This window comes from Actinomadura chibensis NBRC 106107 (genome assembly GCF_001552135.1).
Lineage (GTDB): Bacteria > Actinomycetota > Actinomycetes > Streptosporangiales > Streptosporangiaceae > Spirillospora > Spirillospora chibensis.
The window spans coordinates 40298-65408 of sequence record NZ_BCQP01000032.1 but is presented as its reverse complement, the minus strand read 5'-3'; the positions used below and the strand labels follow the sequence as shown (position 1 = coordinate 65408).

General features: G+C 71.4%; 21 protein-coding genes. 8 read left to right on the top strand and 13 right to left on the bottom strand.

All coding sequences use genetic code 11. The annotated features are described in order from the left end of the window. Positions 1-52 precede the first annotated feature (52 nt). Entirely contained in the window at positions 53-2599 is a 2547-nt protein-coding gene (locus ACH01S_RS19315) for a polynucleotide kinase-phosphatase (protein WP_067893136.1), read from the bottom strand. Continuing rightward, positions 2596-4008 (bottom strand): 3' terminal RNA ribose 2'-O-methyltransferase Hen1, encoded by a 1413-nt coding sequence (locus tag ACH01S_RS19310; RefSeq protein WP_067893240.1) that lies wholly within the window; start codon positions 4006-4008, stop codon positions 2596-2598. The genes ACH01S_RS19315 and ACH01S_RS19310 overlap by 4 nt, the downstream gene beginning before the upstream one ends. A gap of 122 nt (positions 4009-4130) precedes the next feature. Between ACH01S_RS19310 and ACH01S_RS19305 the strand changes: the two genes are divergently transcribed. Next, on the top strand, positions 4131-4961 hold the full coding sequence (locus ACH01S_RS19305) for a TIGR02452 family protein (RefSeq protein ID WP_067893134.1): 831 nt from the start codon (positions 4131-4133) through the stop codon (positions 4959-4961). Here ACH01S_RS19305 and ACH01S_RS19300 read toward each other — a convergent pair. After that, positions 4958-5701 carry a TetR/AcrR family transcriptional regulator C-terminal domain-containing protein gene (locus ACH01S_RS19300; RefSeq protein ID WP_246237021.1) on the bottom strand — a complete coding sequence of 248 codons (744 nt, stop codon included), beginning with the start codon at positions 5699-5701 and terminating at the stop codon, positions 4958-4960. The two genes, ACH01S_RS19305 and ACH01S_RS19300, sit on opposite strands and share 4 nt — an antisense overlap. Before the next feature lie 175 nt (positions 5702-5876). Between ACH01S_RS19300 and ACH01S_RS19295 the strand changes: the two genes are divergently transcribed. Next, a complete protein-coding gene (locus ACH01S_RS19295) occupies positions 5877-7583 on the top strand; it encodes a DHA2 family efflux MFS transporter permease subunit (protein ID WP_067893132.1) in 1707 nt (568 codons plus the stop codon). Positions 7584-7665: 82 nt separating this feature from the next. Here the strand turns inward: ACH01S_RS19295 and ACH01S_RS19290 are convergent, their stop codons facing one another. Beyond that, on the bottom strand, positions 7666-8592 hold the full coding sequence (locus ACH01S_RS19290; protein WP_067893236.1) for an LLM class F420-dependent oxidoreductase: 927 nt from the start codon (positions 8590-8592) through the stop codon (positions 7666-7668). A gap of 82 nt (positions 8593-8674) precedes the next feature. Then, complete coding sequence (locus ACH01S_RS19285; RefSeq protein ID WP_067893131.1) at positions 8675-9757, bottom strand: DUF11 domain-containing protein; 1083 nt, start codon at positions 9755-9757, stop codon at positions 8675-8677. Positions 9758-9971: 214 nt separating this feature from the next. Here ACH01S_RS19285 and ACH01S_RS19280 point away from each other — a divergent pair, with 214 nt between their 5' ends. Beyond that, positions 9972-10997 (top strand): glycoside hydrolase domain-containing protein, encoded by a 1026-nt coding sequence (locus tag ACH01S_RS19280; RefSeq protein WP_067893128.1) that lies wholly within the window; start codon positions 9972-9974, stop codon positions 10995-10997. An 18-nt stretch (positions 10998-11015) separates the two neighbouring features. On the opposite strand, the gene ACH01S_RS19275 is transcribed toward ACH01S_RS19280, so the two are convergent. Next, positions 11016-11516, bottom strand: a complete 501-nt coding sequence (locus ACH01S_RS19275; RefSeq protein WP_067893126.1) for a DUF6221 family protein — start codon at positions 11514-11516, stop codon at positions 11016-11018. 2242 nt (positions 11517-13758) lie between these two features. Between ACH01S_RS19275 and ACH01S_RS45410 the strand changes: the two genes are divergently transcribed. Continuing rightward, a complete protein-coding gene (locus tag ACH01S_RS45410; RefSeq protein ID WP_218010318.1) occupies positions 13759-13968 on the top strand; it encodes a hypothetical protein in 210 nt (69 codons plus the stop codon). A 500-nt stretch (positions 13969-14468) separates the two neighbouring features. Here ACH01S_RS45410 and ACH01S_RS19260 read toward each other — a convergent pair whose 3' ends face one another. From ACH01S_RS19260 to ACH01S_RS19250, 3 genes are all read right to left on the bottom strand, one after another. Beyond that, positions 14469-16208: a phospholipid carrier-dependent glycosyltransferase gene (locus ACH01S_RS19260; protein WP_067893120.1), complete on the bottom strand. Its 1740-nt coding sequence runs from the start codon at positions 16206-16208 to the stop codon at positions 14469-14471. A gap of 272 nt (positions 16209-16480) precedes the next feature. Then, positions 16481-16723, bottom strand: coding sequence for a hypothetical protein (locus ACH01S_RS19255; RefSeq protein WP_067893118.1), 243 nt, complete (start codon positions 16721-16723; stop codon positions 16481-16483). Further along, positions 16713-16967 carry a hypothetical protein gene (locus ACH01S_RS19250; protein ID WP_246237023.1) on the bottom strand — a complete coding sequence of 85 codons (255 nt, stop codon included), beginning with the start codon at positions 16965-16967 and terminating at the stop codon, positions 16713-16715. The genes ACH01S_RS19255 and ACH01S_RS19250 overlap by 11 nt, the downstream gene beginning before the upstream one ends. A 104-nt stretch (positions 16968-17071) precedes the next feature. On the opposite strand from ACH01S_RS19250, the gene ACH01S_RS19245 reads away from it, so the two are divergent. After that, positions 17072-18325, top strand: coding sequence for an NsdA family TPR-like regulatory protein (locus ACH01S_RS19245; RefSeq protein ID WP_148344623.1), 1254 nt, complete (start codon positions 17072-17074; stop codon positions 18323-18325). Between the two features lie 12 nt (positions 18326-18337). Further along, positions 18338-18649: a 4a-hydroxytetrahydrobiopterin dehydratase gene (locus tag ACH01S_RS19240; protein WP_067893116.1), complete on the top strand. Its 312-nt coding sequence runs from the start codon at positions 18338-18340 to the stop codon at positions 18647-18649. A 181-nt stretch (positions 18650-18830) separates the two neighbouring features. Here ACH01S_RS19240 and ACH01S_RS19235 read toward each other — a convergent pair whose 3' ends face one another. Further along, a complete protein-coding gene (locus ACH01S_RS19235) occupies positions 18831-20168 on the bottom strand; it encodes a class I SAM-dependent RNA methyltransferase (RefSeq protein ID WP_083980870.1) in 1338 nt (445 codons plus the stop codon). Beyond that, positions 20161-22194 (bottom strand): APC family permease, encoded by a 2034-nt coding sequence (locus ACH01S_RS19230; RefSeq protein ID WP_067893113.1) that lies wholly within the window; start codon positions 22192-22194, stop codon positions 20161-20163. Before ACH01S_RS19230 ends, ACH01S_RS19235 begins: the two co-directional genes overlap by 8 nt. A 224-nt stretch (positions 22195-22418) precedes the next feature. Between ACH01S_RS19230 and ACH01S_RS19225 the strand changes: the two genes are divergently transcribed. Together ACH01S_RS19225 and ACH01S_RS19220 are read left to right on the top strand one after the other, a co-directional pair. After that, on the top strand, positions 22419-23084 hold the full coding sequence (locus ACH01S_RS19225) for a potassium channel family protein (RefSeq protein WP_067893111.1): 666 nt from the start codon (positions 22419-22421) through the stop codon (positions 23082-23084). Next, positions 23084-23743 carry a potassium channel family protein gene (locus ACH01S_RS19220; RefSeq protein WP_067893109.1) on the top strand — a complete coding sequence of 220 codons (660 nt, stop codon included), beginning with the start codon at positions 23084-23086 and terminating at the stop codon, positions 23741-23743. The genes ACH01S_RS19225 and ACH01S_RS19220 overlap by 1 nt, the downstream gene beginning before the upstream one ends. A 100-nt stretch (positions 23744-23843) precedes the next feature. Here the strand turns inward: ACH01S_RS19220 and ACH01S_RS19215 are convergent, their stop codons facing one another. Then, positions 23844-24608 carry a DUF3159 domain-containing protein gene (locus tag ACH01S_RS19215; RefSeq protein WP_370671578.1) on the bottom strand — a complete coding sequence of 255 codons (765 nt, stop codon included), beginning with the start codon at positions 24606-24608 and terminating at the stop codon, positions 23844-23846. 29 nt (positions 24609-24637) lie between these two features. Beyond that, complete coding sequence (locus tag ACH01S_RS19210) at positions 24638-25084, bottom strand: OB-fold nucleic acid binding domain-containing protein (RefSeq protein ID WP_067893104.1); 447 nt, start codon at positions 25082-25084, stop codon at positions 24638-24640. Positions 25085-25111 lie beyond the last annotated feature (27 nt).

The following is a 25111-nucleotide window of genomic DNA, read 5'->3' as shown; positions in this document are numbered from 1 at the left end:
GAACGCCCCAGGGGCGGGCCCGCGCGCGCTCTGCACGGGTCAAAGGCGCGGGTCAAAGGCGCGGGTCGACGGGCTCCGACTCCAGTGCGAGGACGGCGAACACCGCCTGGTGGACGCGCCACAGCGGCTCGCCCCCGGTGAGCCGGTCGAGCGCCTCCACGCCGAGCGCGTGCTCGCGCATCGCGAGCGAGCGCTTGCGTCCGAGCGACCTGCGGCGCAGCCGTTCGAGGTTCTCCGGCTCGCGGTAGTCCGGGCCGTAGATGATGCGCAGGTATTCCGGTCCCCGGCATTTCACGCCCGGCTGGACGCGCCTGTCGTCCGGCGGCGGGCCGAGCGGCTTGACGACCATGCCCTCCCCTCCCCCGGCGGTGAGTTTCTCCCACCATTCGGTGACGGCTGCCTCCGACTCGGGCGAGTTCAAATCGACGGTCATCGACGCGGTCCGCTTCAGCAGGCCGCTGGTGTCGGCGTCCGCGAGGCGCCCGGCAACGGCCATGTGCCATTCGTGGTCGCGTGCCACGGCCCAGGAGCGGCCTTCCCCGGCGAGGATCTGGAACGGCGCGAGCCGCAGCCCGGACAGGCCGTCGACCGTCCAGCAGTAGCGCGCGTAGGCGTCGCGGAAGCGGGACGCGTTCGCGGCCCGCCGGTCGACGTGCTCGCGGAGCGCGCCGACGTCGAGGCCGCGCCCGGCCGCGCGGGCGAGGGCGTCGGACGCCATCGGCAGGGCGGCGCCGGCGGCGGCGCCCGTCGCGGCGTACTGCGTGCGGATGAGGTCCATGGCCTTGGCCGACCAGGGCAGCAGTTCGCTGTCGATGACGAGCCAGCCGGTGTCCAGCTCGTCCCAGAGGCCGGCCGTGTCTACCGCGCCGCGGACCCGGTCCAGTACTTCGGTCGTGCGGGACGGGTCGCGGAAGAAGGAACGTCCCGTGCGGGTGTAGACGGCTCCGGTCGTCCCGTCTGTGACACCGAAACGGGTGGCGGCGACGGACTCGTCCCGGCAGACGACGACCACGGCCCTGGAACCCATGTGCTTCTCTTCGCACACCACGCGGTCGATCCCCTTTTCCCTGTACGCGGCGAGGGCTTCGGCGGGGTGCTCCAGGTATCCGGGCAGCGGCGACGTCTCGGCGGGGGCCATCGTGGGCGGGAGGTAGACGAGCCAGCGCGGGTCCACGGCGAACCGGCTCATCACCTCCAGCGCGGCGAGCGCGTTCTCCTCCCGGACGGAGACGCGTCCCATCAGGCGGGTCTCGACTCCGCGCGCGCCCATCACGTCCTCGATTTTGAGGACGTCGTCCTCCCGGTGCCCGGTGGACGACGGCGCGTCCAGCGGACGCGTGGGCTCGTACCAGACCTGCTGCGCCGGGACGGACGTCAGCTCACGCTCGGGATAGCGCAGCGCGGTCAGTTTCCCGCCGAACACGACTCCGGTGTCCAGGCAGATGGTGTTGTTGACCCATTCCGCTTCGGGGACGGGCGTGTGCCCGTACACGACCGTCGCCTTGCCTCGGTAGTCGCGCGCCCACGGGTAGCGCACGGGCAGCCCGTATTCGTCGGTCTCCCCCGTGGTGTCGCCGTAGAGCGCGAAGGAGCGGACACGTCCGGACGCACGTCCGTGGTACTCCTCCTTGAGCCCGGCATGGGCGACGACGAGACGGCCGCCGTCCAGGACGTAGTGGCTGATGAGGCCGTCCATGAAACGCAGCGCCTCTTCGCGGAACTCGTCCGGTTCGGCGGCGAACTGCTCCATCGACTCGGCCAGGCCGTGGGTGAGGCGGACCTTGCGCCCGCGCAGGGCGCGGACGAGTTTCGCCTCGTGGTTGCCCGAGACGCACAGCGCGTCGCCCGCGTCCACCATGCCCATCACCAGGCGCAGCACGCCCGGCGTGTCGGGTCCTCGGTCGACGAGATCGCCCACGAACAGGGCCGTGCGGCCGCCGGGGTGGTGCGCGCCCACGGCGCGCCCCTCCGCGTCGCGGTCGATCGCGTAGCCGAGGCCGGTGAGCAGGTCTTCCAGCTCGGCGCGGCAGCCGTGGACGTCGCCGACGACGTCGAACGGGCCGGTCAGGTCGCGGCGGTCGTTCCACGCCCGCTCGTACACGATCGTCGCGGCGTCGATCTCCTCGACGCCGGTGAGGACGTGGACGCGGCGGAACTCGCGGGCCAGCGACCGCATCCCGCGCCGCAGTTCGCGCCGCTGGCGGGGGATCACGTGCGGGGGCAGGTCCCGGTCGGGGCGGACGGCGTTGCGCTCGGCGGCGACGCTCTCAGGGACGTCCAGCACGATCGCCACGGCGCGCACGTCGTGCTCGGCGGCGAGCCGCAGCAGCGACTGCCGCGCGTGGCTCTGCACGTTGGTGGCGTCGACGACGGTGAGCAGGCCGCGCCGCAGCCGCACGCCGACGATGTAGTGCAGGAGGTCGAACGCGTCGCCGGTCGCGGACTGGTCGTTCTCGTCGTCCGACACGACCCCGCGGCAGAAGTCGGACGACACCACCTGCGTGGGCTTGAAGTGCTTGCGCGCGAAGTACGACTTGCCCGATCCGGTCACGCCGACCAGCACGACCAGACCCATGTCGGGGATGCGGAGCTCGGTCATCGGGTGAACACCCCCATCTGCGTGGGCGCGCCCACGTCGGGATCGTCGTCGCCTACGGGCACGTGCCGGACGCGGTAGCCGTGCGCGCCCGCGACCCTGTCCGCCCATGCGCGGAACTCGTCCCGCGTCCATTCGAAGCGGTGGTCGGGGTGGCGCATCGACCCCGGCGCCATGCCCTCGTACCGGACGTTGTGCTCGGCGTTGGGTGTCGTCACCACCACCACGCGGGGTTTGGCGTGCGCGAACACGACCCGTTCGACCGCGCCGAGGCGCGGCGGGTCGATGTGCTCGATGACCTCCATCAGGACGGCCGCCTCATAACCGCGGAACCGTTCGTCGGCGTAGGTCAGCGCCCCCTGGAACACGTCGCGGACGCGGTCGTTGGCGGGACGCCGCCCCTCGTCCCAGCGGAGGCGTCGCCACGCGTGGGTGAGGGCGCGGTGCGACACGTCCGTTCCGGACACCTCGCTGAAGAAATCGTCCTTCGCCAGCCGCGCGAGCAGTTTCCCTGAGCCGCAGCCGAGGTCGATGACGCGGCGGGCGTCCTCATCGCGCAGCGCCTGGACGACCGACTGGAGGCGATGCTCCGCCAGGGAAACGTGCTGCTCCTCGCCGTCCTCGGGAGCGGGCTCCTCTTCCACCTGCGCGGGGTCGAGCGTCTCTTCGGACGACTCGTCCGCGTCGGCCAGCCGACCCAGCGCGGTACGGACGAGCCCACGCCGGTTGGCCAGATAGCGGCGGGTGATGGTTCCGCGGTCAGGGTGCGTGGCAAGCCAGCCCTCTCCCGCGCGGATGAGCTTGTCCACCTCGTCGGGCGCCATCCAGTAGTGCTTGGCGTCGTCCAAGACGGGCAGCAGGACGTAGAGCTGGTTGAGCGCGTCGGCGAGACGCAGAGTGCCGGTGAGCGTGAGCGTCACGTACCGGGAGTCGCCCCAAGCGGCGAACTCCGGATCGAGCGGGACGGGCACGGCCGACACGTCCCAGCCGAGCGGCGCGAAGAACCGCTCGGCCTGACCCGGCCCGCCCCTGCACGGGAGCGCGGGAAGGACGATTTCCAGCGGGATCGGTGTCTCCGCCAGGTCGGGACGCGGTTCGCACCGTCCCCGCATGGCGGTGCGGAAGACGCCCGCCATGGCGGATGCCAGCAGCGACGACGCCGCGTACGGACGGTCGTTCACGTACTGGCCGAGGGAGAAGTCCGGTGTGCCTCTGCCGCGCGTGCGCACGAGCTTGACCGGGTCGACGTCCAGGAGGAGGGCGGCGGTGCACCGCCGTGGGTCCGCGTCCGGGTAGAAGACGTGCGCCGTGCCGAAGGACTGCTCGAACCGCTGGACGCGATCGGGATGCTTGTAGAGGAGATAACCGAGGTCGGTCGCCGGGTCCATTGTGGTGGTGATCGTCAGAAGCACGACGACAAGTGTGACGGACGGCATCGCGCCGCCCCATCGATTTTCAACAGGCCCCAGCCGTTCGGGCGCCCGCGAAAAGGATTTGCGGCGCGCTTCCCCGTGCCGTCAGAATCCGGAGCGTTATGAGCAGACATCCCCGGCGGCAGATCGCGCAGGAGACCGTGTCCATCATCGAACGCGGCGGCTACGCGGGGCCGTCCGGCCGAACCGTGCCGCTCGCGGACGGCCTGGCCGAGGCTGTGCGGGGCACCGTCCTGTACCGCCCGGACGAACTCGACGACCTGCTCCGAGGGCTCCCCACGCCCCGACCCGGCGTTGAGACGCGCATCGAAGTCACCGACGAGACCACCCTCGCCGCGGCGCGCCGATTGCGCGCCCGGGGAACGGTCCCGTTCGCGCTCAACTTCGCCTCCGCGAAGAACCCCGGCGGCGGATTCCTGAAAGGCGCGCACGCGCAGGAGGAAGGGCTCGCCCGGTCGTCCGGCCTGTACGCGTCACTGCGTTCGGCGAAGGAGTTCTACGACTTCCACCGCGCGCAGGGAGATCTGCTCTACAGCGACCACATGATCTATTCGCCCGGCGTTCCGGTCTTCAGGGACGACGAGGGCCGCCTCCTGGACGAGCCCTACGAGGTCGCTTTCCTCACGTCCCCGGCCCCCAATCGCGGCGCCATTCGGGACGACGCCAAAGCGGCGCTCATCCGCGACGTCCTCCACCGGCGGGCGCGCAAACTCCTCGCCGTGGCGGTGGCCAATGACCACCGGCGACTCGTGCTCGGCGCCTGGGGCTGCGGCGTGTTCGGCAACGATCCCGTGGAGGTCGCCGAGGTCTTCGCCGATCTGCTCCGGCCGGGCCGGGAATTCGACGGACGTTTCGAGCACGTCGTCTTCGCCGTCTGGGACACCGCCCCGGGTTCCCCGAGGCACGCCGCGTTCCGCGACGTCTTCGCCTAGCGCGTTCCGCCCGGGCGCTCGACGTAGGACGCGATTCCGCGGATCAGGATGTCGATTCCGAACTCGAAACGCGTGTCGCCGCCCTCGACCGTCAATTCGTCCACCATGGAGACGATGTTCGGATAGCGGTCGACCGGTAGCGCCTTGAAATACTGGCGCACTTCCTCGATGTAGCGGCCGAAGTGCTCCCACGGGTCTTCTCCGGCGGGGAGGCTCGCGGTGTAGACGACGTCCTCGTAGGCGTCGGCGTCGATGAACATGCCGAGGGTGTCGACGGCGAGCGCCGCGATCCTCGGGGGCACGCCGCCCGCGCGCATGAGGGCGAGCTGCGCCTCGCCGATGGCGAGCACGTTCGGCAGCGTGGGGATGAGCCCCATCGACACCTTCGAGATGTCGCGGTGCCCGGTGTAGACGCGGCGGATCTCGTTGGCCAGCTCCTTGAGCTGCTCCTGCCAGCGCGCCGGGTCGACCTCGGCGGGCAGCCGGATCTCCGCCGCGACGCGGTCGAGCATCAGCTCCCGCAGCTCCTGCTTGCCCGAGACGTGCGCGTACAGCGAGGCCGGGCCCGTCCCGAGCTCCTGGGCGACGCGGCGCATCGTGACCGCGTCCAGGCCCTCGGCGTCCAGGACGCGGATCGCGGTCGCGACGATCGCCTCCTGCGAGAGCGGCTGCCGCGGCGGCGCCGCCCGGCGGGGCTTGCGGCCGGGCGGGGTGGGCATGTCCGGGCGTTCGTCGGCCACCGCGGGGACCTCGCAATCTCGCGATACATCTTGACATGGCCGGGACGCGATATATCTTCTCTAAGCGAGAGAAGAATCGATCCGGCAACGAACAGCGTACTTGACGCGAACAGCGTTCTGCTTTAGAACAGTGTTCGCGACTAACGAACACTGTTCCCCCCACTCGGAGGCATCGATGACCGAGACATTGACGGGCCCCGCCAGGGGCGCGGCGCAGGCCGCGTACCGGTGGCGCTGGGCGGCCCTCTTCGTGATCCTCGCCGGCGAGATCATGGACATGCTGGACGCGCTGATCACCAACATCGCGGCCCCCACCATCCGCGGCGACCTGGGCGGCTCCGCCGCCACCATCCAGTGGCTCGCCGCCGGCTACACCCTGGCCATGGCGGTCGGCCTGATCACCGGCGGCCGCCTCGGCGACCTGTACGGCCGCCGCCGGATGTTCCTCGTCGGCGCCGCCGGGTTCACCGTCGGCTCGCTGCTGTGCGGCGTCGCCGTCTCCCCCGGCATGCTGATCGGCGCCCGCGTCCTGCAGGGCCTGTTCGGCGCGCTGATGCTGCCGCAGGGCATCGGCATGATCAAGCAGATGTTCTCGGCGAAGGAGATGGGCGCCGCGTTCGCCATGTTCGGGCCGGTCATGGGCCTGTCCGCGGTCGGCGGCCCGGTCCTCGCCGGCTGGCTGGTCGACGCCGACTACTTCGGCACCGGCTGGCGGATGATCTTCCTGATCAACCTGCCGCTCGGCGCCGCCGCCGTGCTCGCCGGGCTGCGCTTCCTGCCCGCCGGACGGGCCGAGCACGCGTCCCGGCTGGACCTCGTCGGCGCGGCGCTCGCGTCCGTCGGCGCCGCCCTGCTGATCTACCCGCTCGTCCAGGGCCGCGAGCACGACTGGCCCGCCTGGACGTTCCTGATGATGGCCGCGTCCGTCGCCGTCTGGGGCGTCTTCGCCTGGTACGAGACCCGCAAGCAGCGCGCGGGCGGCGACCCGCTGATCGTCCCGAGCCTGTTCCGCAAGCGCGGTTTCACCGGCGGGCTCGTCGTCGGCATCGTGTTCTTCTCCGGCATGGCGGGCCTCGGCCTGGTCCTGTCGCTGTTCTTCCAGATGGGCCTCGGCTTCTCGCCGCTCAAGGCCGGTCTCGCGCAGATCCCCTGGTCGGTCGGCATCGTCCTCGGCTTCGGGATCATGCAGGCGGTGCAGCGCTTCGGCCGGACGGTGATCCACGCGGGGGCGATCATCATGGCCGGCGGCATCGTCGCGACCTACGCCACCCTCCAGCAGGCCGGGGCGGACGTCACCCCGTGGCAGCTCATCCCCGCGCTGACCGTGACCGGGCTCGGCATGGGCCTGCTGATGGGGCCGTTCTTCGACATCGTCCTCGCGGGCGTCGAGCCGGCCGAGACCGGGTCGGCGGGCGGCACGCTCACCGCCGTCCAGCAGCTCGGCAGCGCGCTCGGCGCGGCCGTCCTCGGCACGATCTTCTTCGGCCTGCTGGGCGGGCACGTCGCTTCGGCCGCCGACGACGGCGCGGGCGCCCTGCGCAAGGACCTCGCCGCCGTGTCCGTCCCGGCCGCGCACCAGGAGCGGATCGCGGCCGGGGTGCGCGACTGCGGCCACGACCGGGCGACCGCCAAGGACGCCGCCGCCGTGCCCGCGTCCTGCGCCCGGTTGGAGGGCGAGGTCAGGGCCGCGATCGCCGCCGCGCCCCAGTCGGCGCCCGCCGTCCAGAAGGCGGTGGCGCGGGCCGGGGAGGACTCCGCCAAGAACGGTTTCAGCGACGCCATGAAGATCACCCTGTGGGTGGAGGTCGGGCTCCTCGGGCTCACCTTCCTGGTGACGTTCCTCTTGCCGATGCACGCGCGTCCCGAGGAAGAGGTCGCCTGACCTTGCTGGACGCGAAAGGCCCGCGGAGTTCCCTCCGCGGGCCTTTCGGTGCTCCGGTTCGGCTGCTCTGCGGGGCAGGCGGTCAGACCTTGGTGAGGACTTCCGAGGCGAGGAGTTCCAGGTGGTCCAGGTCGTGCATGTCGAGGACCTGGAGGTAGGCGCGCTCGGCGCCCAATTCCGTGAACTGGCCGATCTTCTCGACGAGCTCGGCGGGGGCGCCCGCGAGGCCGTTGCGGCGCAGTTCGGACACGTCCCGTCCGATCGCGTCGGCGCGGCGGCGCACCTCGGCCTCGTCCCGGCCGCAGCAGACGACCTGCGCCACCGAGTACGTCAGCGGCCTCGTCCGGCCCGCCCGCGACACCGCCGCGCGGACCCGCTCGAACGCCTCGCCCGTCTCCTTCACCTGGTTGAACGGGACGTTGTACTCGTCGGCGAAGCGGGTCGCGAGGCGCGGCGTGCGCTGCGCGCCCGTCCCGCCGATGATGATCGGCGGGCCGTCCGGGCGGACGGGCTTCGGCAGCGCGGGCGAGTCGGACAGCGAGTAGTGCTCGCCGCTGAAGGAGTACGTCTCGCCGGGCGGCGTCCGCCAGAGGCCGGTCACGATCTCCAACTGCTCTTCGAGGCGGGCGAACCGCTCCCCCAGGCTCGGGAACGGGATGCCGTAGGCGGTGTGCTCCTCCTCGAACCAGCCCGTGCCGAGGCCGAGGTCGACGCGTCCGCCGCTCATCTGGTCGACCTGCGCCACCGCGATCGCGAGCGGACCCGGATAGCGGAACGTCGCGGCCGTGACCAGCGTGCCCAGCCTGATCCGGCTGGTCTCCCTGGCGATGGCGCCGAGGGTGATCCAGGAGTCGGTCGGACCCGGCTCGCCGGTCACGTCCCCCATCTTGACGAAGTGGTCCGAGCGGAAGAACGCGTCGAACCCGAGGTCCTCCGCCGCCTTGGCGACGGCCAGTTGCGTGTCGTAGCTCGCCCCCTGCTGGGGCTCGACGAAGATCCTTAGTCGCATGATCACATCTTGCTACCCGCGCGTCCGGTGTCCGACACCGGCCACGGCGGACCGGCCGCGACACGTGTGGACGGCGGGCGGCTCAGCGGGGCCGGGTGATCTTGGTGCGGACGGCCATGGCGTTGTTCGCCGGGTCCGGGTCGGCCGTCGGCGAGGACGCCCGCCAGGACGACTCCAGCACCGTCCCCGCCCGGACGTCGCGTCGCGGCACCGCCTTGACGTGCACCGTCCGCGACCGGCCGGGCTTCAGCGTGCCGACCGAGCAGAGGTTGCCGCGGCCGTAGGGCAGGCAGGCGGTGTCCCGTCCGACGATCTTCACGGGCCCGGCCGACCAGATGGTCACGTTCGTCGCCGTCCCCGGGCCGAGGTTGCGGACCTTCAACGCGTACGGGATCGCCGCGCCCGCCCGGGCCCGCGACGGCGCGGACTGGCTGAGCGCGAGGTCGGCGGTCGGCGCGACCCGCACCGCCGGGAACCGCTTCGTGACGCGGGCGCCCGCCCAGGTCACGGTTCCGCGCAGGCTGATCGTCCGGTCCGGTCGGGCCCGCTTGGACACCCTGGCCCTGATCGAGCCGGCGATCTCCTGGCCGCGCCCGATCGCGCCGAGGCGGCAGACGACCGTCCGCTCGCGGGACGACGCGCAGTTCCGCTCGCCCGACACGAACGCGAGCGACTTCGGCAGCGTCGTCCGGAACACCGCCCTGCCCGACCGCGCCGGACCGTTCGCGACGACGCGGTACGTCCACTCGTAGGCGCGTCCCGGAACGACGTCCTGCTTGGGCGCGCTCGCCTGAAGTTGGACCGCGCGCGCATGGTGGACGTGCGCCTTGCCCTTCTTCGCCTTGACGGGCTTGGACTTCGGCTTCGCGTGTGTCGGCTTCGTCTCCGCCTTCGGCTTCGTCTCCGCCTTCGGCTTCGGCTTCGGCTTCGCATGATTCGCCTTCGGCTTCGTCCTCGGCTTGGGCTTGGGCTTGGGCTTGGGCTTGGCGGCGGCCTTCGGCTTGGATTTCGGTTCGGCCTTCGGCTTGGCCTGCGCGGCGTGCGTCCTCGGCCGGGGCGGCGGGCCGGGAGCGTCGGCCCGGGCCACGGCCGACGTCGGCGCGATGCCCAGCAGCGGCGCGGCCGCCACCAGGACGAGACCGCGTTCCTTCCATGTCCGGATCACAATGAACCCCCGTGGCCTGCGTTTCCTTCATGCGGACACGTCCGTTGTAGCGAGCGCGGGAGCGTCCGCATAGCGCCACGTCGGCGTGTCGTCACGGAGAGTGACCCATGTCGCGGAGGTGCGTCTTGGGCCTCCAACGCCCCGAAAGGGATGCGAGTCTCCGACACACGCTGTTAAATCGGACAGACTCGAACCCCCGACCCATGGAGTTGACATGGCTGTCTTCGGCGTCGACTACGCCTGGGGCCGCCCTGGAGCGTCCGCGCTGAAACGCGCCGGGGTGAAGTTCGCCTGCCGGTACCTGTCGCATGACACGTCCGGCAAGAACCTGACCCGCGCCGAGGCGGACGACCTGTCCGCGGCGGGCATCTGGCTGGTGGTCGTCTGGGAGTCCGCCGCGAAACGGCCGCTGGACGGACGGTCCGCGGGCGCCGCCGACGCGGCCGACGCCGCCGCGCAGGCCAGGGCGTGCGGCATGCCGGACGACCGTCCGATCTACTTCGCCGCCGACTGGGACGCCCCCGCCAGCGCGCAGGACGAGATCAACGCCTATCTCGACGGCGCCGCGTCCGTCATCGGCCGCGACCGGGTCGGCCTCTACGCCGGATACGGCCCGCTCAAGCGGGCCTTCGACGCGGGGAAGATCGCCTACGGCTGGCAGACGTACGCCTGGTCGGGCGGCGACTGGGACGCCCGCGCCCAGCTCCAGCAGTACTCCAACGACCACGAGATCAACGGCGTGGGCGTCGACTACGACCGCGCCGTGCAAAGCGACTACGGGCAATGGCGCGTCGGCGTCTCGCCCGAGGGAGACGACATGCCCGACTACGTGTCCGTGACCACCGGAACCGAACAGCCGATTCCGCCCGGCAAGTGGACGAACGTCAGTTGGAACAAGGAGTACGCCGACAGCGAGCACCAGCACTGGGACAAGGGCGGCCCGAGCCTGCTGACCGGTTCGGCGCGCTACAGCCTGTCCGTCGCGGCGACGATCACGGGCGTCCCGGCGGGCACCCTCATCCAGGCCCGCGCGGTGGAGGTCGAGATCGAGGACACCACCAAGTTCGAGGCCGGGCCCGTCCAGGACTTCCTCTCCGTCGGCGACCAGACGAACCTCGTGTACGGGCTCGCCGCCGACACCGTCGGGAAGGGCCACCGGGTGCGCTTCCAACTGCTCCACCACGGCCAGGCCCCGGCGAGCGTCACGGCGGGCAGCGCCAAGGTCTTCTTCTGGAAGTAGCGATACGCCGCCGCCGGGTCAGGCCCGCCAGGTCGGCCGGTACGCCGGATGGTCCGCGTACGGCATCGCGAGCAGCCGCAGCGTCGTGCACCCGCCGTCCCGGACGCGCTCGCCGCACGTCTGGCAGACGCCCGTCCCGTTCATGCGCGAATGCAGGTCGAGCAGGCGGCGCTTGAGGTAGGTCTCGGCCACGACCCGCGCGGGCGAGTGCCGCGCGACGTGCAGCGCCACGCCCTCCTTGACGAACGGCACGTCCAGGACGTGGTGCGGTCCGAAGCCCGGACGGCTCTGCCACGGGTACTCGTTGACGCTCCGCAGCGCGACCGGTCTCTGCAGGTGGTCCATCGGGCGTCGGCCGAGCCTGAGGCGTTCGCCGTCGCGCGGGTCGACCCACTGCCACCGCTCCTCGCCGGACAGGTCGGCGCCCCCGTTCGGACGCGACCGGTAGTCCGCCGCCCACCGCGCGGTCTCCTCGTCCTCGAAGAGCCGCGCCCGCAGGAACTCCACCAGATCGCTCACAGCCACTCCCGTTTCCGCCGCAGATGCCTCGATCCTGCCATCACAAGATCGGCGGGGCCTCCGGCGTGGGAGGTCGGACGGGAACGATCGCCTTCCGGTTTCGCCGACGAAACCGGAAGGCGATCGTCTCCCCGCACCGCTCTCAGGCGGTCATGTGCTCATCCTCATGCAGATCGCGTAGACCGTCATCGTCGTGGCGGCCGACGACCGACCCCACGCGCTCCAGCCCTGGCCTGAGGGAAGGATGGGCTCGGTACCCGCGATGGTTCCGACGTCCGTGAGGCCCATGGTCGCCCCACCCCCCGTGACGGTGTAGCCGACAGGACAGTAGACGGCCCCTTGGACCGACTGGCCCGTCCCCGGAACATTCACGATCGACGACACGCGAATGGTCTCGGTAACCCCCTGAGCCAAAGGCCCAGTAGGCCCGGTCGGCCCAGTGGCCCCTGTCGGCCCGGTAGCCCCGACCCCCGTCGGCCCAGTAGCCCCCTCGGGCCCCGTCGGCCCAGTCGGTCCGGTCGCACCGATCCCAGTCGGCCCTGTGGGACCTTCCGCACCCGTCGGACCAGTCGGCCCCTCGACTCCAGCCGGACCGGTCGGACCAGTGGCACCGACCCCAGTCGGACCCGTCGGCCCTGTCGGACCAGTCGCACCCTCGACACCCGTAGGACCGGTCGGCCCCGCGACACCTGTCGGACCTGTGGGGCCGGTGGCACCGCCGACGCCCTCAGCACCGGTCGGACCAGTCGGACCCGTCGCACCCTCAACACCCGTCGGACCTGTGGGGCCGGTCGCACCTTCCAAGCCCGTGGGTCCCGTAGGACCAGTCGCACCCTCGGTTCCAGCCGGGCCCGTCGGACCGGTCACACCGATCCCCATCGGTCCAGTCGGACCCGTCGCGCCCTCGGCACCCGTAGGGCCAGTCGCACCCTCCGGACCTGTGGGACCGGTCGCACCCTCCAGGCCAGCCGGTCCCGTCGGACCGGTAGGACCGGTCACGCCGATCCCAGTCGGGCCGGTCGGACCAGTGGCACCGCCAACGCCCTCAGCCCCGGTCGGACCCGTCGGACCCGTCGCACCCTCAACACCCGTCGGACCTGTGGGGCCGGTCGCACCTTCCAAGCCCGTGGGTCCCGTAGGACCGGTCGCACCCTCGGTTCCGGCCGGGCCCGTCGGACCGGTCACACCGATCCCCATCGGCCCCGTGGGCCCTGTCGCGCCCTCGGCACCCGTAGGGCCGGTCGCACCCTCCGGACCTGTGGGACCGGTCGCACCCTCCAGACCAGCCGGTCCCGTCGGACCCGTCGCACCTTCCAGGCCAGTCGGACCCGTAGGACCGGTCACGCCGATCCCAGTCGGGCCGGTCGGACCAGTGGCACCACTAACGCCCTCAGCCCCGGTCGAACCCGTCGGACCCGTCGCGCCCTCAGCACCAGTGGGGCCAGTGGGCCCTGTTTCGCCGATTCCGGTCGGACCGGTCGGGCCCGTCGCGCCCTCGATACCCGCAGGCCCCGTCGCCCCGGTCGGACCGGCAATACCTTCAGCGCCGGTAGGCCCCGTCGGGCCCTCCGGGCCTGTGGGCCCGGTCGCGCCCTCCAGGCCAGCCGGACCCGTCGGACCAGTCGCCCCCTCAATACCCGAGGGACCGGTCGGACCAGCCGGGCCCTCCGGACCGGTGGCACCGTTCACCCCCTCGGCACCCGTCGGACCAGTCGGCCCCGTCGGACCGGTCACACCCAACCCGGTCGGGCCGGTGGGACCAGTGGCACCGCCAACGCCCTCAGCCCCGGTCGGGCCGGTCGGGCCCTCTGGGCCGGTGGCACCGTCCAGGCCGTCGGCTCCGGTCGGGCCCGTCGGACCGGTCACACCGATGCCGGTCGGGCCGGTCGGACCCGTCGATCCATTCATGCCTGCCGGGCCGGTGGGCCCTGTCGCGCCCTCGATACCGGCCGGGCCGGTCGGGCCCGTCGCACCGTCCGCGCCGGCCGGGCCGGTCGCGCCCTCGGCGCCCGTGGGGCCTGTCGCGCCCGGCATGCCTTCAGGGCCCGTCGGGCCCGTGGGGCCGGTGGTGCCGATACCGGTCGGGCCGGTGGGGCCTGTCGCGCCGGTGGGGCCCGTCGGGCCCGTGGCGCCGTTCTCGCCTTCGGGTCCGGTGGGCCCTGTCGGGCCTGTCGGGCCGGGAGGTCCGTGCTTGCACCATTTGCCTTTGTGACAGCATTTGCCCTCTTGGCAGCATTTCTTCTTGTGCTTTCCACAGGCGATCTCGCCCGTGGCCAGCCGTTGCTCCTGCGTTTTCTCGTCGCGGACGGATTTTCGCGTCTCGTCGGCCGTCGACGCGGAGGCGCGGCCGGTCGCCAGCGGCTGCACCATGGCGGCCGAGACGAAGGCGCTCATGATCACGGCCTTTTTGACCATGCGCCTTCGTTGCAGCATCAAGAAGAACACGCGGTGACTCCCTCATGATCACCGGCGCGCCCAATGACGTCTTCGGCGCGCCCCACCGTTCGATGAGCGCTCCAGGCACGAGCCGCCTACTGCGCACGGCAAAGACCGGAACTAGGCCCGGACGTTCCCACGGTCAGATCACACATGAGGACGCGCCCCGTCTTTTGCCGCGCGTTTGCGTGTTTTATTGGCGTGCGTTTAGAGAGCGGCCGGTCAGATGATCAAGACCGTAGAAATGGGTGGCCTCTTGATCAGCCACGTGACGGTCAATCGCGCTGTCGGCCACAGAACACACATTCACCTGGTTGCGGCGTGTTTCGTTACAACACCCATATCAGACGGGCATGTCGAAGATCTGGCCATCACTCGCAATCATCCTGGACGTGTGGGATGCAGGGTTGGCATGAGTACGTCCGTTATCCGACGTGCATTCGTCCTCGATTTCGCGCTGGCGAAGCGAACTGAGGAGGGGGCAGAGTGCCGTCCGGACGTCTCAGGCCCGGTGGGTCACCTCGTGCGGCGCCAGGCCACCCAGCCGCCCGCGCCCGGCAGGCGCGCCGAGACGATGTGCCAGTTCGGCGGGGCGGCGGGCCAACTGCGCGCAATCACCGTACCCCTGGGCCAGGGGACGACGACGAGCGTCAAATCCCTGGGAAGAGGGAAGCGGCCGGAACTGTCGATCGGCACGAGCCCATGACGAGACTGGAACGCCTGGAGCACCCAGACCCGCCAATCGAGTCCGGGAAAGTTCACGCCGACCTTGTCGTCGGGACGGAGTTCCTCTTTCAGGCTGGCGGCGACGGCATACCGGTGGTCCCAGGGAGTGACGATGTGGTTGGTGGCGGCCACCGCTGCGGCCACGTTGACGGCGGCGACCATTCCGGCGGTGGCCATGATGGCGCGACCGCCGCCGTAGGCGATCAGCGCGGCCGCGCCGACGAGCAGCAGCAGGGCGGCGATGGTGGCGGGCCACAGCCGGAACGCGTCCCATTTCCAGGTGAGGAAACCGGTTTCGGGGAAGTCGGTGGAAAGGAAGAAGCCCCGGGAAAGGCGGCTCCCCGCGCTCAGCCAGACGATGGCTCCGGCGGCCAGCGTGACCGCCGTCGTGATGGGCGCGGCCTGGAGCGCGGTGACGACCGGTGCGCGCACCGCCAGGACGGCGGCGGCCATGAAGAGGACCGGCACCAGGCAGGTCAGATATCGGCCGTAGACGAAATTGGAAACGGTGTGCTCGTCCGGTGTGGCGGCCGAGGTGGCGAATGCGAGACCGGCCGTGCAGACAAGGGTCAGCGCCGCCGTGACGCGGGTGCCGAAAGGCGCGTGGTCGCGCACCGTGACGATGACCAGGGCGACGAGTCCCAGCCCGGCGATGCCCCAGGTCGAGACGATCAGGTACCACAGTTTCCCGACGGTCAGCGAGAGCGTCCACCCCAGGCCGGAAAGGCTGGTGAGCCGGTCGACCAGCAGACCGTCCAGCGCATACGCGCCTCGGGGGTAAAGCTGCGAGCGCACCCAGTCGTTGACCTGAATTCCCACGATCGTGGTCGCGACGAGCAGCCACGCCATGACGGTCACGCCGCGGCGGTCGGCCCAGCGCCGCCACCACGCCACGCCCAGCAGGCCCGCGAACACGACGACGAAGATGAAGCCCCGCACGTGAATCCATGAAAGGTACGCGGCGAGCACGCTCGCGATCATGCCGGGCGTCTGCTTCTGGGACGTGAGCCAGGAATGCACAGCCAGCAGCCAGCCCAGCACGATCACCGGCAGTACCGCGTCGGTCAGCACGAACTGGCTGTAATGGACGTTCGACGGCACCAGCGCGGTCAACGTCGCCGCGACGTACGCCGGAACCTGCGCCATTCCGATCCGGCGGAGCGCCAGATAGGCCAGCGGCAGCACCGCCGAACTCAGCAACGCGTTTATCACCAGGACGATGTGATACACCGTCCCGGGATCGTCGCTGAGCCAGTTCGCCGGGGTCAGGAGCAGCGAATATCCGCTGTAGTACAGCGGCCGTCCGGTCAGGTCGCCGACCGCTCCCCCGGCGAACAGCCGTCCGCCCAGCAGATATCCGACCTCGTCGGGAACATACAGTGGAACGTTCCGCCCGCTGCCGAGCGCCACCCGCAGCAGCACCTGCGAAAGCCATCCCGCGCCGAGGAGAATCGGCCACAGGGGAAGCTGGTTCGCCGCCTTTACCCGCGTCCGGACCCGTTCACGGAGCGCGACGTCGACGCCAATCATGACCGACCTTCCCCAAGGTCCCGCCGCAGCCGACGTCCGCTAGCGGGCTCACCTTCCGCACATTTCACGGGCCCATCCACTGCGATCCTTTTTGTGGGGCCAAAACCCCAAAGCCACATTCTGCGGCTCGCAAGGCACCGTACCGAGGACACGGCAAACCACAGCACTCACCAAGTCGCCATTGGCGAAACACATAAGCAACCTTCGCCTACAGAAAACCCGCCCCCGCTCAAACCGGCCTTCACGACGATCGCCGCCGATGCCGCCTAGGCTCACCGGCTCATGAACCGCTCCGCGACGGCCGGCGGGTCGACGTCGCCGGGCTGGAACACCTGCCGCACCTTCCCGAAGGTGTGGCCGCGCCACCAGTTCGGCGAGCCGGGCACGGCGTAGAAGGCGCCCACGACCGGCCCGTCCCGCTCCGCGATGACGTACACCCCGTCGCACTTCCCTCCGTAGATTTCGTACCCGTCCGGCGTGCTCGCGAGGACGGGCCTCGCCGCGTCACCGGTCATCGCGGATGACCTCCCGGATCTTCTCCGCAAGCCCCTCGGGCGTCTCCGCCGAGACGTCCGCGACACCGCTCAACTCCTCCCGCGTCAAAGGCCCACGCGTCGCCCACCATGTACCGATGTCGGTCCGGATGATGGACCAGGCCGGGAACTCGCCCTTGAGCCGGGCCTTCGTCTGTTCGATGTCGTTCGCGGTCGTCTTCACGGGGGCCGTCCTTCTGCCTGCGATGCGCGGATAGCCGGTCACAACCAGTGAATCTGTGGCGGACGCCGCAGGTCAGCGTGATAATCGCGGATGAGCGCGGACGCGGTCCGGCGTCCGCGAACTTCCAGGCCGAGGGGCACCACGACATGTCGTCCCGCAGTAGGTCCAGCGGTGCGCGCCTGCGCGCCGCGAGGAAGGCGGCCGGATTAACCGTCGCCGACCTCGCCGAACAGTGGCGTGACCTCGCCCCCGAGCGCGTCCGGCGGCGGCTGCCGTCGCTCAGGGACCTTGAGCGCACGATCCGCGGCCACGAGGCCGGCACGCACGCTCCCGGCCCGCGCTACCGGCTTCTCTGGGCCCAGGCCACCGGCAGCACCGAGGCGGAGCTGTTCGACGAGGCCGGACGGCCGCCCGCGTCGCCCCCGGCCATTCGCCCCCGCGAGCCGCTGGAGGCAGGAATGACGGCCGGGCCAGGCGCGATCGTGCCCGGCACCGGTCACCATGGGCGTGTGGCACCCGAGTTGGTCGGCTACTTCCGTCAGCAGCTACCCGGCCACTACAGCGCCGACATGTGGCTGGGCCCGCACATGCTGATCTCCACCGTGGACGCGCAGACGCGCCTTCTGAAGCAGCTCGTCAAGGACGCCGACTCGCGCGTCCGGCGCGGCCTGCTGGAGATGGGCGTGGCCTACGCGGCCCTGCTCGGATGGCTCTACCAGGATGCGGCCGATCTGGACGGCTCGGCCCGCTGGCGCGATGAGGCGCTCGACATGGCGCACCGGCACGGTGACCGCCAGCTCGTCGCCTACGCGCTGGCCAACAAGGCGATGCACGCGATCGACCTCCGCGACGGCGCGGCCATCGTCGACTACGCGCAGGCCGCCCTCGACGAGGAGCACCGCCTCGCCCCGAAGGTGCGCGTGCTGGCGCTCGTCCACCTCGCCCACGGACACGGCTTCCTGGGCGACCGCGACGCCGTCGATCGCGCGCTCGCCCGTGCTCAGGCGCTCATCGACCACGTCGACGCGGAACACCCGTGGGGCAACGCGTGCCGCCGCACCCCGAGGTACATGGAGATCCAGCGGGCCACGGCATACGGGCGCGCGGGCCTGCATGACGAGGCGGCGCGGCTGTGGGACGAGATCCTCGGTGACCAGCCGGACGACCACCGCCGGGACACGGGTGTGTTCCGGGCGCGGCAGGCCGCCGCGCTCGCCGCCGCCGACGCTCCCGAGCCCGAGAAGGTCGTCGAGATCGCGGGCGCCGCGGTGACCGTCTGCGCGGAGACCGGCTCAAAGCGGCTCCGCGCGGAGTTGGTCGCGCTCCCCGCCCACGCGGCCCCGTGGGCTCGCAGTCGGCACGGCCGGGACCTGGCTGAGATCATCGCGTCCGTCACCTGACCGGAGGTACCCGTGACCATCCCCGAACCCCTGACGGACGACCAGATCGCCGAGCGGCTCGCCGCCGCGCCCGGCTGGACCCGCGACGGCGACGCGATCAGCCGGACGTTCAAGCACACCTACCACGAGACCGTGCACCTGGCGATGTACGTGGCGGCCAAGGCCCGCGAGGTCGGGCACCACCCGGACATCCACATCACGTGGCAGCGCATCAGGTTCGCGATCACCACGCACGACGCCGGCGGCCGGATCACCGCGAAGGATTTCGACCTGGCCCGGCACATCGACGCGATCGCCGCCGGTCACGGCGCCGAACCGGTCTAGACGAGCCGCACAACGCACCGGCACCCGTCCTGTTCCCCCGCCATGAGACGGACGCGGGGCTGGGGCCGTCGCCCAGCCGCCGATCATGTTCGTTCGAGCCTCCTGAGAGGACGCACCGCCCGACATACGCAAGCTGACCATGATCGTGCGCAGCACGTGCGCGGAGCAGTGTCCCTCTCAGTCAACCTCTGACCAGGACCGCCAAAAGTTCTACGTGGTGGGTCATGGGGAAGGCGTCGAAGGCGCGGAGGGTTTCGAGGGTCCAGCCGCGGTCGCTGAAGTAGGAGAGGTCGCGGGCCAGGGTGGCGGGGTCGCAGGAGACGTAGGCGATCTTGCGGCCGGCGAGGCGGGTGATGTGGTCGACGACCTCGCGGCCGGCGCCCGCGCGGGGCGGGTCGAGGACGACGATGTCCGCGCGCCGGACGCGCTCGCCGCGGTGGTGGCCGCCGGTCCGCTTGTTCTGCGAGCGGGACGTGCCGTCCGCGCGGCCGAACTCCAGGTCGGCGACGACCTCCTCGACCGGGCCGCGCTCGATCGACACGTTCGGCAGGTCGCGCAGGTTGAAGCGGGCGTCGCGGACGGCCTGCCCGTCGGACTCGACGCCGACGACGAGGCCGTCGCGGCCGACGCGGTCGGCGAGGACGCCCGCGAACAGGCCGACGCCGCAGTACAGGTCGAGGGCGATCTCGCCGGGCTTCGGTTCGAGCGCGTCGAGGACGGCGTCGGCGAGGAGCCGCGCGGCGCCCGGGTGGACCTGCCAGAAGCCGCTGCCGCTGACCTGGTACAGGCGTCCGGCCACTTCTTCGCGGACGTACGGGAGCGCGGCGCCCGGCTCGGGCTTGCCGCGGACGAGCCGGACCGGCACGTCCAGCCGCGGCACCCGGATCTTGCGGCGGTCGCGGCCGCGCAGCACGACCAGGCGGTCGCCGGTGGTCGCGGACACGATGCCCTCGACGCCCGACGCGCCCGGCCAGCGCTTGCGCTCGATGCCCATCAGCTCGACGCCGGGGTGCGCGATCAGGCACTCGTCGATCGGCTCGATGTCGTGCGAGCGGTGCCGCCGCAGCCCGACGGCCCCGGACGACACCGTGAACTGCACGCGGGTGCGCCAGCCGAGGCCGGGCGGCGGGGCGGAGTCGCCGTCCACCGGGTAGGGGACCTCCTCGACGGTGACCGTCCGGGTGATCCCGGCGAGCCGCTGGAGCTGCTCCTCGACGACGGCGGCCTTCAGGGCGCGCTGCGCGGGCAGCGAGGCGTGCTGCCAGTCGCAGCCGCCGCAGCGGCCGGGGCCGGCGAACGGGCAGGGCGGCTCGACCCGGTCGGGGGACGCCTCGATGATCTCCACGGCGTCGGCGCGCAGGAAGTTGCGGGCGCTCTCGGTGACGCGGGCCCGGACCCGCTCGCCGGGCAGGGCGTGCCGGACGAAGACGACCCGTCCCTCGTGCCGGGCGACGCAGAAACCACCGTTCGCGACGTTGCCGACCTGCAGTTCAAGGACGTCGGGATCCACATCAGTCACGGTCTGAAACACTACCGGCACCGGGGCGTGAACCGGTCCGCGGCGGGCGCCGGGACGCCCCGGGGCCGGGCGGCTCGGCCCGCCCCTTGAGCCGGTCGGACGACTGGAGCTGCCACGCCACGCTCGTCACCATGACGCCCGGCTGGAACAGCAGGCGTCCCTTCAGCCGCAGCGCGCTCTGGTTGTGCAGGAGCTGCTCCCACCAGTGCCCGACGACGTACTCGGGGATGAACACCGTGACGACGTCGCGCGGGCTCTTGCGCCGGATGCTCTTCACATACGACAGGACGGGACGCGTGATCTCCCGGTACGGCGAGTCGAGGATCTTCAGCGGGACGGGGATGTCGAGCGCGTCCCACTCGTCCTGGAGGCGCTGCGACTCGGCCGCGTCGACCGCGACCGTCACCGCCTCCAGCGTGGACGGACGGGTCGCCCGCGCGTACGCCAGCGCCCGCAGCGTCGGCTTGTGGATCTTGGAGACGAGCACGATGCCGTGGTTGCGGGCGGGCAGCGCGACGTCCTCGCCGGACGGGACGAGCTCGGCCGCGATCCGGTCGTAGTGCCGCCTGATCGCCTTCATCAGCAGGAACAGCAGCGGCATCGCGATGCACACGATGTAGGCGCCGAGCGCGAACTTGGTGATCAGCACGACGACGAGGACGATGCCGGTGAGCGTCGCGCCGAACGCGTTGATGCCCCGGGAGGTCTTCATCCGGCGGCGCTGCGCCGCGTCGGTCTCGGTGGCCAGCAGCCGGTTCCAGTGCCGCACCATGCCGACCTGGCTGACCGTGAACGACACGAACACGCCGACGGTGTAGAGCGGGATCAGCCTGCTGACGGACGCGTCGTAGGCGTAGATCAGCAGCCCGGCCATGGTGGCGAGGATGATGATGCCGTTGCTGAACGCGAGCCGGTCGCCGCGCGTGTGGAGCTGGCGGGGCAGGAACCGGTTCTGCGCGAGCACCGAGCCGAGCACCGGGAACCCGTTGAAGGCGGTGTTGGCGGCGAGGAACAGGATCAGCGCGGTCATCGCGGTGACGAGCGCGAACCCGAGCTCGAAGTTGCTGAACACGGTGTGCGCGACCTGGGCGATGACGGGGTCGGCGTCCACGACCGCGCGGCCGGTGTCGGGGTTGATGAGCTGGCTGCCCTGGTCGGGCTCGGCGAACTTGGCGTCGGTGATGTAGGCGAACGCGGTGACGCCGCCGAACATCGTCATCGCGACGATCCCGAGCGCGAGCAGGGTCTTCGCGGCGTTCTCGCCCTTCGGCTTGCGGAACGCGGGCACCCCGTTGCTGATCGCCTCGACCCCGGTCAGCGCGGCGCAGCCGGACGAGAACGCCCGCAGCAGCAGGAAGACCAGCGCGAACCCGGCGAGGTCGGTCTCGTCGCCGCGGACCTCGTAGTGCGCCGTCTCGGCCTGCAGGTCGGTGCCGAGGACCAGCCGGACGCCGCCCCACAGCAGCATGCTCATCACGGCGAACATGAACAGGTAGGTGGGGATCGCGAACGCGACCCCGGCCTCCTTGATCCCCCGCAGGTTGCCGATCGTCAGCAGGACGACGATCCCGATCGCGACGACGACCTCGTGCGGCTGCATGAACTTCAGCAGCGCGCCGAGGTTCTCCACGCCGGACGACACCGACACCGCGACCGTGAGGACGTAGTCGACCAGCAGGGCGCTCGCGACGACGACGCCCCAGTTGCTCCCGAGGTTCTCGGTGGCGACCTCGAAGTCGCCGCCGCCGCTCTGGTAGGCCCGGACGTTCTGCCGGTAGGAGGCGACGACCGTCAGCAGGATGACCACGACCGCCGCGGCCACCCACGGCGTGTAGTGGTACATGACGAGGCCGCCCGCGCCCAGGGCGAGGAGGATCTCCTGCGGAGCGTAGGCGACCGACGACAGCGCGTCGCTGGCGAAGACCGGCAGCGCGATGCGCTTCTTCAGGAGCTGCTCGTGCTGCTGAGCGCTGCTGAGCGCGCGTCCGAGCAGCAGCCGCTTCGCAAGGTCCGGAACCTTTGACACGAGAGGAGACTCTAGCCCGTGGGAATGACGCCTCAGCCCCGCCCCCGTGCCCGTCCCGCCGGGTAGTACTCCCCTGGGGGGATGTGTAGGTTTGCAGCCCGGTAGGGATCATTCACAGGAAACGATCCTCGGGTGCAGCACGGCATGGCTGTGGGCGATGAATGCCGTGCACGGCGCGGGGGGTACAGGGGGAACGTCCCCCTGGACGGATAGAGGGAACGGCCGTGCATATCGTGATCATGGGATGCGGGCGGGTCGGCTCGACGCTCGCCCACATATTGGAGGACAAGGGTCACTCGGTGGCCATCATCGACCAGAACCCGGAGGCGTTCCGGCGCCTGCGCAGCGGGTTCCGGGGCCGCCGCATCACCGGGTTCGGATTCGACCGCGACGTGATCGCCGAGGCCGGGATCGAGCGCGCGTCCGCGTTCGTCGCGGTCAGCAGCGGCGACAACTCCAACATCATCTCGGCCCGGGTGGCGCGGGAGACGTTCGGCGTCGACAACGTGGTGGCCCGGATCTACGACCCCCGCCGGGCGGAGGTGTACCAGCGCCTCGGCATCCCCACGGTCGCGACCGTCCGGTGGACCGCCGACCAGATCCTGCGCCGCCTGCTCCCCGAGGGCGCCGAGCCGCTGTGGCGCGACCCGACCGGCGCGGTCGTCCTCGCCGAACTGGACTCCGGGCACCTGTGGGTGGGCGAGAAGGTCGGTGCGCTGGAGGAGCACGGCGGCACGCGGGTGGCGTTCCTGTCGCGGATGGGTGAGGCGCTCGTCCCCGACCGGGACACGGTCATCCAGGACGGCGACATCGTCCACATCATGGCGGGCGCCGACGACCTGGAGCGCGTCAACGCCGCCGTCGCGGCGCGGAGCGGGGAGGAGTCCTGATGCGGGTCGCGATCGCCGGGGCGGGCGCGGTGGGCCGGTCCATCGCCGCGGAGCTGCTGGAGAACGGGCACGAGGTGCTCCTGATCGACAAGAGCCCGAAGGCCATCAAGGTGGAGATGGTCCCGCGCGCCGAGTGGCTGCTCGCGGACGCCTGCGAGATCTCCGCGCTGGACGACGCCGCGCTGGAGCGCTGCCAGGTCGTCGTCGCCTCGTCCGGGGACGACAAGGTCAACCTGGTGGTGTCGCTGCTCGCCAAGACCGAGTACGGGGTGCCGCGCGTGGTGGCCCGGATCAACCACCCGAACAACGAGTGGCTGTTCAACGAGTCGTGGGGGGTGGACGTCGCCGTGTCCACGCCGCGGCTGCTGTCGGCGCTCGTGGAGGAGGCCGTCAGCGTCGGCGACCTCGTTCGGCTGATGACGTTCCGGCAGGGCGAGGCGAACCTCGTCGAGCTGACGCTGCCGGACGACGCGCCGCTCGGCGGGGAGCGGGTCGGCTCGGTGGACTGGCCGCGCGACACGGCCCTGGTGGCGATCCTGCGGGAGGGACGGGTGCTCGTCCCGACGTCCGACGACACCCTGGAGCCCGGCGACGAGCTGATGTTCGTGGCCAGCCAGGACGTCGAGGACGAACTGGCCGAACTCCTCGGCGGCCACTGACCCCGAAGACGGCGGAACCCGCCGGGCCGACGACGGCCCGGCGGGTTCTTCGCGTCCGGTGGCCGGGACGACCCCGCGGGACGACCTCGCGGGATGACGGTCAGGCGGGCTCTTCGCATTCGATCGGCGTCCGGCCGCGGGCGAGGAGGCCGACCATGGCGGCGAGCGCGGCCACCTGCAGCGGCCAGCCCATGACGATCTTGGCGGCGCCGAGCAGCCCGCTCTGGTCGCCGTCGGCGAGGTAGATCGGGTACTGGACGGCGACCCGCGCGACGCACGGCAGCACCAGCAGCCAGGTGAGCCGCGAGCACAGCTTCACGATCCCGGGGTCGCGGCGCCAGGCGGTCGGGTCGCCGGTGACCGAGCCGATGATGAAGCCGACGACCGGCCAGCGCACCGCGATCGAGAAGATCATGGCGGCCGCGTACCCGGCGTTCAGCATGATGCCGGGCAGGAACGCGTTCTCGGCCTTGCCGGAGCGCAGCGCGAAGAACGCGGCGATCGCGATGCCGACGAGGCTGTTCAGCACGAACTGCGGGCTGGAGCGCTGGACGATCCGGACGAGCAGCAGCAGCACCGCCGCGCCGACCCCGAGGGCGACGGCGAGCTTGATGTCCTTCGCCGCGACGTAGGTGGCGGTGAACGCGATCGTCGGGACGGCGGCCTCGATCATGCCGCGGACGCCGCCCAGCGCCTTGTTCAGCTGGGCGCGGACGGCCGCCTCGACGGTGTCGTGCGCGGCCGCCCCCGGAGCGGGCTCCGCGCCGCCGGGCTCCGGCCCTGGCCTCGCGCCGGTCTCCGGAGCCTTCGGAGCGGGCTCCGGGCCGTCCGTCGCGGGCTCGGCGCCCGCCTCCACTTCGTTCACGTCGCCACTCCCGGCCGCCGGCCGCGGCATCAGGAACCGCCGCGCAGCTCGTATCGCGGATTGAACATCACCTTGCGCCCGTCCTGGACGCTCACCAGCCCCTCGGCGCGCAGCATGCGGCCGGGGTCGATGCCGGCGATCTTGCGGCGGCCGAGCCACACCAGGCTGATCACGTCGGTGCCGTCGTACAGCTCGGCCTCCAGCGCCGGGGCGCCGCCCCGCGGCCGGAGCGTCACCGTACGCAGCGTACCGGCCACGCAGTGCCGCGTGCGCTCGCCGCACTCGGTGATCGGCGTCGCGCCCTCGTCGCCCGAGGTCCGCTGCAGCTCCTCGGCCTCCAGCTCGGCCGTGCTCGACGCCATCCGGCGCAGGAAGCGCCGCAGGCCGCCGCCCTTGGCCGGCGGCCGGTCGCCGCGGCCGCGCCCGCGCCGTCCGGGCCCGGCGCCCTGGGGTGTGCCGGCGGAAACCTCGTCCATGGTTCGAAGCGTATGGCATGACCGGAC